The organism is Pseudooceanicola marinus (genome assembly GCF_002786295.1).
Classification (GTDB): Bacteria; Pseudomonadota; Alphaproteobacteria; order Rhodobacterales; family Rhodobacteraceae; genus Pseudooceanicola; species Pseudooceanicola marinus.
The window spans coordinates 174,865-187,425 of record NZ_PGTC01000024.1 but is presented as its reverse complement, the minus strand read 5'-3'; the positions used below and the strand labels follow the sequence as shown (position 1 = coordinate 187,425).

Annotated in this window: 15 protein-coding genes; 7 read left to right on the top strand and 8 right to left on the bottom strand. The window is 65.4% G+C overall.

The window, feature by feature from the left end:
- Window positions 1–57: 57 nt before the first annotated feature.
- Window positions 58–552 (top strand): MarR family winged helix-turn-helix transcriptional regulator, encoded by a 495-nt coding sequence (locus CVM50_RS18655; protein ID WP_157792232.1) that lies wholly within the window; start codon window positions 58–60, stop codon window positions 550–552.
- A 78-nt stretch (window positions 553–630) separates the two neighbouring features.
- Here the strand turns inward: CVM50_RS18655 and CVM50_RS18650 are convergent, their stop codons facing one another.
- The 6 genes from CVM50_RS18650 to CVM50_RS18625 all read right to left on the bottom strand — a co-directional run bounded on the left by CVM50_RS18650 (window position 631) and on the right by CVM50_RS18625 (window position 4,911).
- Entirely contained in the window at window positions 631–2,064 is a 1,434-nt protein-coding gene (locus CVM50_RS18650; RefSeq protein WP_085888871.1) for an NAD-dependent succinate-semialdehyde dehydrogenase, read from the bottom strand.
- A gap of 260 nt (window positions 2,065–2,324) precedes the next feature.
- Window positions 2,325–2,654, bottom strand: coding sequence for a dihydroneopterin aldolase (locus CVM50_RS18645; RefSeq protein ID WP_159457064.1), 330 nt, complete (start codon window positions 2,652–2,654; stop codon window positions 2,325–2,327).
- A 49-nt stretch (window positions 2,655–2,703) separates the two neighbouring features.
- Window positions 2,704–3,036 carry a YciI family protein gene (locus CVM50_RS18640; protein WP_085888869.1) on the bottom strand — a complete coding sequence of 111 codons (333 nt, stop codon included), beginning with the start codon at window positions 3,034–3,036 and terminating at the stop codon, window positions 2,704–2,706.
- Window positions 3,036–3,875: a class III extradiol dioxygenase family protein gene (locus tag CVM50_RS18635; RefSeq protein WP_085888868.1), complete on the bottom strand. Its 840-nt coding sequence runs from the start codon at window positions 3,873–3,875 to the stop codon at window positions 3,036–3,038. Before CVM50_RS18635 ends, CVM50_RS18640 begins: the two co-directional genes overlap by 1 nt.
- A complete protein-coding gene (locus CVM50_RS18630; protein WP_085888867.1) occupies window positions 3,875–4,213 on the bottom strand; it encodes an extradiol ring-cleavage dioxygenase in 339 nt (112 codons plus the stop codon). The genes CVM50_RS18635 and CVM50_RS18630 overlap by 1 nt, the downstream gene beginning before the upstream one ends.
- A complete protein-coding gene (locus tag CVM50_RS18625) occupies window positions 4,213–4,911 on the bottom strand; it encodes an alpha/beta fold hydrolase (protein ID WP_159457063.1) in 699 nt (232 codons plus the stop codon). Before CVM50_RS18625 ends, CVM50_RS18630 begins: the two co-directional genes overlap by 1 nt.
- Window positions 4,912–5,106: 195 nt before the next feature.
- Here CVM50_RS18625 and CVM50_RS18620 point away from each other — a divergent pair, with 195 nt between their 5' ends.
- The 6 genes from CVM50_RS18620 (at window position 5,107) to CVM50_RS18595 (ending at window position 11,472) form a co-directional block, all read left to right on the top strand.
- On the top strand, window positions 5,107–5,853 hold the full coding sequence (locus CVM50_RS18620; RefSeq protein WP_085888866.1) for a GntR family transcriptional regulator: 747 nt from the start codon (window positions 5,107–5,109) through the stop codon (window positions 5,851–5,853).
- Window positions 5,854–5,996: 143 nt separating this feature from the next.
- Entirely contained in the window at window positions 5,997–7,403 is a 1,407-nt protein-coding gene (ligM, locus tag CVM50_RS18615) for a vanillate/3-O-methylgallate O-demethylase (RefSeq protein ID WP_085888865.1), read from the top strand.
- A 178-nt stretch (window positions 7,404–7,581) separates the two neighbouring features.
- Window positions 7,582–8,568, top strand: coding sequence for a TRAP transporter substrate-binding protein (locus CVM50_RS18610; protein ID WP_085888864.1), 987 nt, complete (start codon window positions 7,582–7,584; stop codon window positions 8,566–8,568).
- Window positions 8,569–8,577: 9 nt separating this feature from the next.
- Window positions 8,578–9,090 carry a TRAP transporter small permease gene (locus CVM50_RS18605; protein ID WP_085888863.1) on the top strand — a complete coding sequence of 171 codons (513 nt, stop codon included), beginning with the start codon at window positions 8,578–8,580 and terminating at the stop codon, window positions 9,088–9,090.
- Window positions 9,087–10,391, top strand: coding sequence for a TRAP transporter large permease (locus CVM50_RS18600; protein ID WP_085888862.1), 1,305 nt, complete (start codon window positions 9,087–9,089; stop codon window positions 10,389–10,391). Before CVM50_RS18605 ends, CVM50_RS18600 begins: the two co-directional genes overlap by 4 nt.
- Before the next feature lie 166 nt (window positions 10,392–10,557).
- Complete coding sequence (locus CVM50_RS18595) at window positions 10,558–11,472, top strand: methylenetetrahydrofolate reductase (protein WP_100148547.1); 915 nt, start codon at window positions 10,558–10,560, stop codon at window positions 11,470–11,472.
- Between the two features lie 22 nt (window positions 11,473–11,494).
- Here the strand turns inward: CVM50_RS18595 and CVM50_RS18590 are convergent, their stop codons facing one another.
- Window positions 11,495–11,986, bottom strand: coding sequence for a hypothetical protein (locus CVM50_RS18590; RefSeq protein ID WP_085888861.1), 492 nt, complete (start codon window positions 11,984–11,986; stop codon window positions 11,495–11,497).
- Window positions 11,983–12,555 (bottom strand): hypothetical protein, encoded by a 573-nt coding sequence (locus CVM50_RS18585; RefSeq protein ID WP_085888860.1) that lies wholly within the window; start codon window positions 12,553–12,555, stop codon window positions 11,983–11,985. Before CVM50_RS18585 ends, CVM50_RS18590 begins: the two co-directional genes overlap by 4 nt.
- Window positions 12,556–12,561: the final 6 nt, after the last annotated feature.

The window sequence follows — 12,561 nt, the reverse complement described above, 5'->3', positions numbered from 1 at the left end:
GTGCATCGCGGTCGGAACAGGTGACGGCGAAAATTTTTGGGGACAAAATGTATGAGTATGTTTGAGAAAGTGAATACCGGGCCGAACACTGAGGTGGAGGTGTCCAGCGTCGCGCGGAAGCATGTGCTTCTGGACGTGATGGTGCATCTCTTGCGGCGCGCGCATTTCCGGTGCGAGTCGTTGTTTCCGGGGGTCTTCGCGGAATACGATCTCACCTCGCGCCAGCTGGCGCTGCTGGTGGCGATCGGGCAGCGGCCGAATTCGTCGCAGAAGACGATCGGCGAGTCCGTGGCGCTGGACGTCAATACCGTCAGCGACACCCTGCGCCGGATGGAGCGCAAGGGTCTGGTACGGCGGGAGGCCTCGCTGACCGACGCGCGGTCGATCTGCGTGACGCTGACCCGCAAGGGGTTCCTGCTTCTGGAAAGCGCGGACGAGGACATCATGCGGCTGGAGAAGCGCGTCACGATGAACCTCAGCGCGGATGAGGAGGAGCAGCTGAAATACCTGCTGCGCAAGATGCTGAACGTGGATCTGCCGCTCAGGCACTGAGGGCATCACCAACAGAATTGGGACGGCGCGCAGGTCTTGGGGATCTGCGCGCCGTTTTCTGTTCCGGCCCGGCTCGTCTTAGCTCAGGCGGGTGACGAAGCGGGTTTCCAGGTAGCTTTCGATCGCTTCCGAACCGCCCTCGGTGCCCATGCCGCTGTCACCGATGCCGCCGAAGGGGACCTCGGGCATCGACAGGCCGAGGTGGTTGATCGTCAGCATCCCGGCGCGGACCTCGTCCTGCAGGCGCTGCGCGCGGCGCGACGAGCTGGTCCAGGCGTAGGAGGCCAGGCCGAAGGGCAGGCGGTTCGCCTCGGCGAAGATCTCATCCTCGGTCTTGTAGCGGTTGACGATGGCCAGGGGGCCGAAGGGTTCGTCGTTCATCATCAGTGTATCGGTGGGCACGTCGGTAATGACCGTCGGCTCGAAGAAATTGCCGGCGTTGCCGATGCGGTGGCCGCCGGTTTTCACCTTCGCGCCCTTGGCCACGGCATCGTCGATCATCGCGGTGATCGCGGGAATGCGGCGGTCGTTGGCCAGAGGACCCATCTGGGTGCCCTCGGCCATGCCGTCACCGACCTTCAGCGCGGCATAGGCCTCGGCGAAGCCGTCGGTGAAGGCATCGGCCACCCCGTCCTGCACCAGGAAGCGGGTGGGAGAGACGCAGACCTGGCCTGCGTTACGCTGTTTCGCGCCCAGCATGCCCTGGATCGCCGCCTCGACATCGGCATCGTCGAAGATCAGCACCGGCGCATGGCCGCCCAGCTCCATCGTGGCGCGTTTCATGTGCTGGCCGGCCAGACCCATCAGCATCTTGCCCACCGGGGTGGAGCCGGTGAAGGAGACCTTCTTGATGACCGGATGGGGGATCAGGTAGCCGGAGATTTCCGCCGGATCGCCGTAGACAAGGTTCAGCACACCGGCGGGCACGCCCGCGTCGACGAAGGCGCGGATCAGCTCGGCGGGGGAGGCCGGGGTTTCCTCGGGCGCCTTGACGATGATGGTGCAGCCGGTGGCCAGCGCGGCCGAGACCTTGCGCACCACCTGGTTGATCGGGAAGTTCCAGGGCGTGAAGGCGGCAACGGGCCCGACGGCCTCCTTGATGGTCAACTGCGTGACGCCGGGCTTGCGGGCCGGGATCACCTGGCCATAGGCGCGCCGCGCCTCTTCGGCGAACCAGTCGATGGTGTCGCAGGCGCCCAGGATCTCCACCTTGGCCTCGGCCAGGGGTTTGCCCTGTTCGGCGGTCATGATCTGCGCCACCGTGTCGACGCGATCCCGCAGCAGGTTGGCGGCGCGGCGCATGATCTTCGAGCGCTCGAAGGCCGCGGTGCGCTTCCACTCGGGGAAGGTGCGGTCGACGGCGGCCAGCGCGCGGTCCAGGTCCTCGGTGCTGGCGTGGGCGCAGCGCCCGATTTCCTCGCCGGTGGCGGGGTTCACTACGCCGAGCGTCTTGCCAGAAGCCGCCGGCACCCATTCGCCGTCGATCAGAAGAAGCGTGTCCGGATAGCTCATGGCCCTGTCCTTTCCATATGCGCCTGCACTATTGCGCCTGTGGGCCGCCGCGGCGGCCGCATTCGGGTTCGGGCGTATGTGTCAAATATTTTGAGCGGCCATGCAAGGCTTCAGGACACAGGGAAACGGTGAAAACCCTGTGACATGGCTGGTATAGGCATTCAGGCGCGGTGCGAAAGATGCGCCTGAATTGGAATTGAGTCTCTGAATACTGAGCGAGTGCGGTGGCTAACCCACTGGAAAGCGGCAAAAGCGGTGGATCAGGCTGGCGCGCGGGTCAGCGTGACCTCGGTTCCTGCCATTCCGTTGCTCAGCGCCTGGGGTTTGCGCAGATGCACGCGGGCCGATTGCACCGGGGCGCAGTCCAGCAGGCGACGGGCCAGGCGTTCGGCGAAGACCTCGACCAGGCCGATCTGGGTGACCGCGATCTCCTCGGCCAGGTCGCCCACCAGACGATAATCCAGCGCCTGGTCCAGGTCGTCGGCATCGGGGGTCAGCACGTCCATCTCGACGTCGAGGAACAGGGGCTGGCGTTGCCCCTGTTCGTGACCCAGCACGCCGATCAGGGCCTCGACGCGCAGGTCGCGCACAAAGACCTTCGTGCGCACTGCAAGGTCGGACCGGACCGGCATCGTCCCGTCAGCCATCGGCGAGGCGGGGTGACATCGGATCGGTGATCCGATGGGCCTGGAAGGTGTCGGGCAGGGGCGTCAGGTCGATCTCGGCCACGATGCCCGCGGCGTTGAACGGATCCCCCTCGGCGAAGGCGCGGGCGTCGGCCAGCGATGCCGCCTCGATGATGCCGAAGTTGCCGATGCCGGCCCCGGTTTCATCCTGCAGGGCGGAGCCGATCAGCACGGCGGCCAGGCCGTTTCCGCCCGAGCCGACCCAGGTGCGGTGTGCGGGGCGGTGTTCATCCCGGGCCGCGTCCTGGCCCGGGTGGTGCAGACAGCGCATCAGGAAGAAGGCCATCAGAGGTTCTCCAGCACGACCATGCCGGCGCCGGTCATCGAGGCGGGGGCGTGGTAGTGCTTCATCTTCAGGTCGACCTTGTCGTCCATGGCCGCGCGCATCACCAACCACATGATCAGCTCCGCCCCTTCCGAGCCGAACTGCTCGACATAGTCCTCGCGGCTCATGTCGCGGAACTTCTCGTAGTTGTTGGCGATGTTGTTCAGCCAGTCCTCGTCGGCCTCGCGGTTGATGAAGCCGGCGCGGCTGCCCTGCAGCTGGTGGCTCAGGCCACCGGTGCCCATGATGACCACGCGCTCGTCGCCGGGGAAGCTCTCGATCGCCTCGCGCAGGACCTTGCCCATTTCCCAGCAGCGCTGCGGGGTGGGGATCGGGTACTGGATGGTGTTGACCCAGATCGGCAGCACCTTCACCGGCCAGTTCTCGGGGCGGCCGAAGAACAGCTCCATCGGGACCTGCAGGCCGTGGTCCACCTCGATCTCGCGGCAGACCAGCGGGTCGAAGTGGTTCTCGACCAGCTTGTCGACGAAATGCCACGACAGATCCGTGGCGCCCTCGAAGGACGGGATGGAGCGACGGCCATAGCCTTCGTCCACCGGGTCGTAATGGTCGGCCACGCCGACGGCGAAGGTCGGCACGCGGTCGAGGAAGAAGGTGTTGCCGTGGTCGTTGAAGATGACGACCGCGATGTCGGGCTTCTTCTCGGCCATCCATTCCTTGCCGGGAATGTAGCCGTCGAAGAAGGGTTTCCAGTCGGGGCTGTCGGCAATGCCCTTGTCGAGCGCCGCGCCGATGGAAGGTACGTGGCTGGTGCCCACGCCGCCGATGATCTTGGCCATTATTCTTTCCCCAGTCGCTGTTTCAGGAAGTCCGCGTGGTCGAGGCCCGCCTGGGCCGCGCCGATGGCGGTGATCGGGGTCGGGTCGACCGCAGCGATCTTCAGGATGAAGAACAGGTTGCCGCCCATGGCCACCATCCGGTTCCAGTCGCGGGACATGACCGCGTCCTTCTGCTCGGGGGTCAGCTTGTACCGGTCGAGGAAGGCTTCCTCGTCCGCCTTGAAGGCTTCGCGGTTGGCCGGGTCGCCAAGCGCCATGGCCATCTTGTTGATCCGATAGCCGTCGATCGACCCCTTGCGGTCGAACAGCGGTGTCTCGGGGATCTGTGCGTCGGACATCAGAACTCCTCCTCGTGGGTTTTCAGCCAGGCGGTGATTGCGGTCACCGTCTGCTCTGGCCGTTCGACGGGCAGGAAATGGCCCGCGTCGTCTATCACCTGTACCTCTGCGCGCGGCAGAAGGGCAGCGATCTCGTGATGTTGCTTTGCCGGGGACCATCCGTCCTGGGCGCCCGTGATCAGAAGCACGGGGCAGGGAATGTCGGAAAGGTAGGTCTTCGCGTCGGGGCGCGCCAGCAGGGCGCGGATCTGGCGCTCGTGCACCTCTGCGCCCATTTTCAGCACCATCTCGGTCAGATCGGCCACCAGCGCCTGGTCATCGACGCGGGCCGGATCCAGCATCGGCGGGATCCATTCGGCGGCCAGCCGGTCCATGTCCTCATGGGCCAGGGCGACCTTCGCCATGCGCTTGGGTTCTTCGCCCGCCTTCAGGCTGCCGTGGCCAGTGTTGGCCAGGATCATGCCGCGGATGCGGTCGGGGGCCTGGTGGGCCATCTCCATCGCGACGCGGCCGCCCATGGAGTGACCGGCGAGGACCAGCGGGCCTGGGTGGACGCGCAGCAGGCGCGCAGCCATGGCGGGGATGCTGGTCTCCTGCGAGACATCAGCATCGGCCACGGGCATCGACGCGGCCTCGGCCACGGCGCGCCAGACGCGTGCATCGGATAGCAGTCCGGGGATCAGCAGCAATGTCGCCATGGCGGTCCTCCTCCTCCACGTCGCATACATGAGACCGCTGAATAGCCCCATTTCGACGATTCAACAAGGGTAAATCCCCCAGAATGTATACATGACCGCAGGGGAGGCCCTTGTGTGTTCGGGGTTGGCTGTCAATTGGTTTGCGATGTGGCGCAGTCATGTATACAAATTTTCCGGATGGATCAGGAGGCATGAATGGCACGGGAAGCGACCTCGAAAACTCACGCGATGCGCGCGCTGGTGGAATTGCGCAAGCGGATCACGAAGGGCGAGCTGCCGGGTGGCACCCGCCTGTTTGAGGTGGCCCTGGCCGAGGATCTTCAGGTTTCCCGGACCCCCGTGCGGGAGGCGATGTCGCGCCTGGCCGAGGAGGGCCTGCTGGAGCGCGCGCCCTCGGGGGGCTTCATGGTGCGCAGCTTCGCCTATGCCGACGTGCTGGATACGCTGGAGCTGCGGGGCGTGCTGGAGGGCACCGCGGCGCGGCTGGCGGCCGAGCGGGGCGTGCCGGAGGCCAAGCTGCGCGAGATCACCGAGGTCGTGCGCAAGCTGGACGAGGTTTTCGGAGACGAGCCTGGCGATGTGGATTTCGAGGCCTATTCCGAACTGAACGGCCAGTTTCACGACGCCTTGGCGGCGCTGCCCGGCTCCGCCACCATCGAGCGGGAGCTGGCGCGGGTGAAATCCCTGCCCTTCGCTTCGCCCTCGGCCTTCTTGCCCAACGAGGGGCGCCTGTCGGCCTTCCGTCGGTCGCTGGCCGTCGGGCAGGAACAGCACCGCGAACTGGTGGCCGCCATCGCGGCGCGCGAAGGGGCCCGGGCGGAGGCCCTGGCGCGGGAACATGCCCTGGCCGCGCGGCGCAATCTTGAATACATTTTCTCCAGCGAACACAGCATGGTCACCACCGTGCCGGGGCTGGAGCTTGTCGCGCCCGCAGAAAAGTAACCCCTGCAAGGTCAATAAAAACAGGCAATTTCTCGCCTCCCGGTCAAAATTCTCCCGGTCGGCGCGGAAATTTCCTCTTGCTTTTTGCGGCGCGACTCGCGATCTCATGTATACATCAACATGTGAATGGGAGGAGCCTCCACATGGCAATCCAAAGTCTTTCCTCGGTCATCGCTGCCGCGGGTAACCCCGTCGATCTGCTGCGCAACTCGCAAAGCGGCATCTATGTGTACCCGGTGGTCGCGCCCGAATACTCCAACTGGCGCAGCGAACAGCAGGCCTGGCGCGACACCGCCGTCCTGTTCGACCAGACGCACCACATGGACGAGCTGATCGTCGAGGGTCCCGACGCCGAGGCCTTCCTGGCCTATGTCGGCATCAACGGTTTCAAGAACTTCGACCTGAACAAGGCGAAGCACTTCGTCCCCGTCACCCCCGCCGGCCACGTCATCGGCGACATGATCATCTTCCGCGAGCGTGACGACAAATTCGTCCTGGTGGGCCGTCAGCCGACCGCCAACTGGACCAAGTTCCAGGCCGCCATCGGCAAGTGGAACGTGCGTCTGTTCCACGATCCCCGCTCCGATTCGCGCCCCGACGGCGAGCGCGTGCTGCGCACCCACTACCGCTTCCAGATCCAGGGCCCCGACGCCAACAAGATCTTCGACGAGATCAACGGCGGCCCGGTTCCGGACATCAAGTTCTTCAACGTCGACTGGATCAACATCGGGTCGAAGAAGGTGCAGGCGCTGCGTCACGGCATGGCCGGTGCACCGGGCCTGGAAATCTGGGGCCCCTACAAGGATCGCGACTACATCCTGTCGACCATCCTGGAAGCCGCGAAGAAGGTCGGTGTCGACCTGCGCCGCGTGGGCTCGCGCGCCTATTCCACCAACACCGTGGAATCCGGCTGGATCCCCTCGCCGCTGCCCGGCATCTACACCGGCGACGGCATGATGGCCGAGTACCGCGACTGGCTGGGCGCCGACGCCTATGAAGCCGTGGGTTCGGTGGGTGGCTCCTACGTCACCGACAACATCGAAGACTACTACACCAACCCGTTCGAACTGGGCTACGGCTTCTACATCGGCTGGAAGAAGGACGACTTCATCGGCAAGGAGGCCCTGACCAAGCTCAAGGACTCCCCCTCGAACCGCAAGAAGGTCACCTTCGAGTGGAACCCCGAGGACGTGATGAAGGTCATCGCTTCCAACTTCGAGGAAGGCGTGCCCTGCAAGTGGATCGACTTCCCGCAGCCCAACTACGCCTCCTCCTCGACCGACATGGTCATGCAGGGCGACAAGATGGTCGGCATGTCGATGTTCAACGGCTACTCCTTCAACGAGCGTCGTTGCCTGTCGCTGGGCGTCGTGTCCCAGGACGTGCAGGTCGGTGACGTGCTGACCCTGAAATGGGGCGAGCCGGACGACACCCAGAAGACCTCCACCGAGAAGCACCGCCAGGCGGACATCCGTGTGCGCGTCTCGGACACCCCCTACGCCAAGGAAGCGCGCGAAAACTACGCGGACAGCTGGCGCACCAAGGGCTAAGACGTTTTCGTGTATCCCCGGGGGGTTGTAATCCCCCCCGGGGGTCGCGAGAAAATGATGCCGGCCTCGCGATTTCCGGTCGAAGTCTCGGATTTGTCGCGTATCGTCTGTATGCATCACGGAATACCGGCATGGGGAGGAGCCCGTGCCGGCGTTCGCAAAACCCGGGAGGATTTTCATGAACCGTCTTGCAACTGGCCTGGCCTTCGTCAGCGCCCTGACTTTCGGCGCCGCTGCCGCCCAGGCAGAGGAACTGTCCTTCGCCCACTTCGCAGCCCCCACCCATACCCTGACCGGCTCTGTCATCGAACCGCTGAACGAAGGTGTCTCCGCTGACACCGACGGCGAGCTGACCGTGCGCGCCTATCCGGGCGGTGAGCTGGGCAAGGGCCCCCTGGAACAATACGTCCGCGTCGTGCAGGGCGTGGCTGACATCGTGTGGGGCCTGCCGGGCTACACCTCGTCGCAGTTCCAGAAGACCATGATCGCGGAAATGCCGGGCGTGATCCCGGACGGTGAACCGGGCTACCCGGGCATCTGGGCCGCCATGGATGAGATCAAGTCCGAGTTCCCGGCCACCAAGCCGCTGGCCGTCTGGACCTCCGAACCCAACATCTTCATCATGAAGGACGTCGAAGTCCGCACGCCGGCCGACCTGGAAGGCCTGAAGATGCGCGTTGCCGGGTCCACCTCCGCCTCGATGATCGAAGCCCTGGGCGCCACCCCGGTGCAGATGCCCGCCGGCGAGATCTACAACGCCCTGCAGACCGGCCTGATCGACGGTGTGGTCACCGGCGCCTCCGCGGTCACCGACTTCAAGCTGTCGGAAGTGGCCAACAGCTACACCGTGGGCGCACCGCTCGGCCGTCTGACCTTCTATGTCGTCATGAACCAGAGCCGCTACGATGGCCTGTCGGACGAGATGAAGGCCGCCATCGACGCGCATTCCGGTGAGAGCCTGTCGCAAAGCGCCGAGGAAGCCTGGAACCGTGTCGCGGAAGAAACCATCGCGGGCCTTGAGGCCGACAGCTCCAAGACCGTCATCACCCTGTCCGACGAAGAAGCCGCCGCCTTTGGCGAGCTGACCTCGCCGGTGACCCAGGCGACGGTTGACGAGATCGGCGGCCAGGCCGCGCTTGAGGCCATGCAGGCCGCATACGAGTAAGGACCGGCAATGCTCGGAACGCTCAGAAAGATCGCGGACGGGCTTATCGGCCTGTCCGCATTTGTCGGCACCCTGGGCCTGGTCTTCGTGACCGGCGTGGTGCTGGTCGACGTGATTGGACGCACCTTCGTTTCGCCGCTGGCCGGGGCGCAGGATTACACCCAGATGGGCATGGTCATCATCGTCTTCGGTGGTATGGCCCTGTGCGACAAGCTGGGCGGGCACGTCTCCGTCGACATCTTCGAACGCAGCTTCCCGCCGCGTTTCAACCATGTGCTGGACGTTCTCGCCGCCATCCTGGGCGCCGCGATCTTCGTCGGCATCGCCTATACCGTCTATGACAGCTCGAAACTGTCCCAGATGCTGGGGCTGGCCACCAACATCGTGGCGCTGCCGAAATGGTATTTCCAGTGGGCTCTTTCGGTGATGGCCCTGATTACCGCCCTGGGCATGATCCTGCGCGCGGTGGAGCTCACGCTGACGGGCTGGGATGCCCGGGCCGAGAAGGAGATCCGTGAATGAGCGGAGAAATGATCGGCCTCGTCGGCATGCTGGTGCTGCTGGTGCTTCTTGTCCTGCGTTTCCCCGTCGCCCTGTCGATGTTCGCCGTGGGCTTCGTCGGTATCTGGGTGCTACGCGACCTCAACTCGGCCATGTCGCTGATGGCCTCCGAGAGCTTTACCCTCGCCTCCTCCGCCGAACTGGTGGTCGTGCCGCTGTTCATCCTGATGGGCAATGTCGCCTCCGTCACCGGGATGAGCGCGAGCCTTTATGACGCCGCCTATGCGATCATCGGACGGCTGCGCGGCGGCCTGGCCTCGGCCACGGTGCTGGGCTGCGCGGGCTTCGCGGCGCTGTCGGGGTCCTCGGTCGCCTCGGCGCTGACCATGGGCAAGGTGTCCATGTCGCAGATGGACCGCTTCAACTACGACAACCGCCTGTCCACCGGCGTGGTGGCCGCGGGCGGTACCCTGGGCATCCTGATCCCGCCTTCGACCGGCTTCGTCATCTATGCCATCCTGACCCAGCAGAGTATCGGCCGCCTGTTCCTGGCCGGCGTCCTGCCGGGGCTGCTGATGCTGGCGATGTTCATCGCAACGATCTCGATCATGTGCTGGATCTGGCCGCACTTCGGCCCCAAGGGTCCCAAGACCACCATGGGCGAGAAGGCGCAGAAACTGATCAGCGCGTTGCCCGTGCTGCTGGTCGTCATCCTGACCATCGGCGGCATCTACACCGGCATCTTCTCCCCGACCGAGGCTTCGGCCGTGGGCGCGGGGCTGGTGATCCTGATCGCCTCGCTTCAGGGCAAGCTGACCTTCCGCCGCTTCTGGGAAGCGGCGAAGGACAGCGTGGTGACCACCGCCACGGTGATGCTGATCCTGATCGCCGCCCACATGATCAACCCCTTCCTGGCGCTGACCCATATCCCGGCGCTGGTCGGTGATTTCCTGGCCGGGCTGGACGTGGGGCCGATCGCCATCCTGGCGCTGATCCTGCTGACCTACCTAGTGCTGGGCTGCTTCCTGGAAGGGTTCGCCATGCTGGTGCTGACCATGCCGATCTACTTCCCGGTGATCATGCAGCTGGGTCTGGACCCGATCTGGTTCGGCGTGCTGGTGGTACTGACGCTGGAAATGGGGCTGATCTCGCCGCCTGTGGGGGTCAACGTCTTCATCGTCAAATCGGTGGCGCGCGACGTGCCGCTGGCGCGGATCTTCGCGGGCGTCACGCCCTTCTGGTTCGCGATGCTGGCGACGCTGATCCTGCTTGTGGCCTTCCCTCAGATCGTTCTGATCCTACCTGATACCATGATGCAATGACGATGCGGGGCCTGCGGGCCCCGCGTCTGACCTGCGTCATGAATACATCACAGCGCGGCGGATGCTCAGTCATCCGCCGAAAACTTGCGTTTATGCGCGTAGCTCTTGTGGGAATCGTCATATCATGTATACATTGGCTCAGGGATTACGGAGGAGACTGCAGGATATGATCTCGTTCATCGGACGACGCGACAAAGGGGGCTCCGCCACCGGAGCCGGGCTGCACGAGCTTGTGCAGGGCTATTCCATCGAGGTGATGCCGCGCACGGCAGCCAAGGTCGAGGATTTCCGCACCCTGCTGCCCGAAGGCACCCGCGTATACATCGCCCATATCGAGGGCACGCCCATCGAGGAGATGGTGGCCACCGCCAAGCGCCTCTCGGACGAAGGCTTCCCGGTGATGCCGCACTTCCCCGCGCGCATCATCAAGGACAAGGCGACTCTGGAAGACTGGATCAAGCGCTATCAGGGCGAAGCCGGCGTCGACCAGGCGCTGATGCTGGCCGGGGGCGTGGCCGAGCCGCACGGCGACTACCATTCCTCCATGCAGCTGCTGGAAACCGGCCTGTTCGACCAGCACGGGTTCAAGCGCCTGCACGTCGCGGGCCACCCCGAGGGCAACAAGGACATCGACCCCGACGGCTCCACCAAGCTGGTCGATGACGCGATGCAGTGGAAGCAGAGCTTCTCCGAGCGTACCGACGCCGAGATGGCGGTCGTCACCCAGTTCGCCTTCGAGGCGCAGCCGGTGCTGGACTGGATCGCCAGCCTGCGCGACGCCAATGTGGACCTGCCGGTGCACGTGGGCATCGCCGGCCCGGCGAAGCTGCAGACGCTGATCAAGTTCGCCATCGCCTGCGGCGTCGGCCCGTCCCTGAAGGTGCTGCAGAAGCGCGCGATGGACGTGACCAAGCTGATGCTGCCCTATGAGCCGACCGAGGTCATGGCCGACTTCGCCGAGGCCCGGGTGACCGGCACCCATGCCCCGGCGCAGATCCACTTCTTCCCGCTGGGCGGGATCAAGGCGACGGCCAACTGGGCGATGAAACACGGCGCCGAGCCGGTGAAGGCCGCCAGCTGAACGATCCGCGCGGGCCGTCATCCTACATGACGGCCTGCGCCACCAACCCCAGGACCACCGGGACCGGCAGCGAATAGAGCAGCCTGACCCTCGTGAACCTGCCCCCCATCATTGGCACCTCGTAGCTCATGATCCTGAGGATCGAGTAGATGCACCAGGCCGTCACATAGGCGGTCAGGGCGCCGAAGGTCGCGCCGGCCTTCAGCGCCGAGGCGCCGATGGCGAAAGCCACGAAGGGCCCACCCGGGGTCAGCGCCCCGAAGACGGAGGCGATCAGCAGCCCGGCGAAGCCCGCGCTGTCGCCCAGAAACCGCTGCACGAAGGCTTCCGGCAGCAGCAGCGCCAGGAACCCGGCGGAGATCAGGCCCAGCATCAGTCGTGGCAGCATGAAGACGAAGGTGTCGAGGCTGATCGTCCAGACCGTGCGCAGCTCGGACGCGTGATCGCGCCGGACCCGGGCGAGGGCCCAGAGGGCACCGGCCCAGATGATCACGCTGCCGATCAGGATGTTCATTCCGCCGCTTCCCCCGTCATCGCCCGGCGCCGCGCCACGTGGCGGATGGCCAGCCCCAGCAGGATCGGCACCGGCAGGGTCATCAGGACCCGCAGCCCGACGAAATGGGCCGGCAGGAAAGACAGCTCCCAGATTAGGGTGCGGTTGGCCGACAGCAGGACCCAGCCCGAGACCATCGCCACCCCCGCCGCGATGTCGGCGCCCGAGGTGATCAGCCCCGCCGTCAGGGCAAAGGTGACCGCCGGCCCGCCGGGGAACAGCGCTCCGGCTGCGGTTGCCACCGCCAGGCCGCGCACCCCGCTGTCGGGACCCGCCAGCGCCAGGATACGCTCGCGCGGCAGGACGTAGCCAAGCGCGACGGCCAGAAGGATGCCGCCCACGACCTTGGGCAGCAGCATGGCGGCAAAGCCCAACTCGACCAGCAGCGTATCGGTGAAGACCTCCGGCCCGTGCAGGACACAGACCGCCGCGCCGCTGGCCGCGCAGATCAGGGCCAGGACGATCAGCCCGGCGTCGATCTTCTTGCGCGTCTTTGGTGGCGTCTGGGGAGAGGGCTCGGGGGCGGACATGCCCCC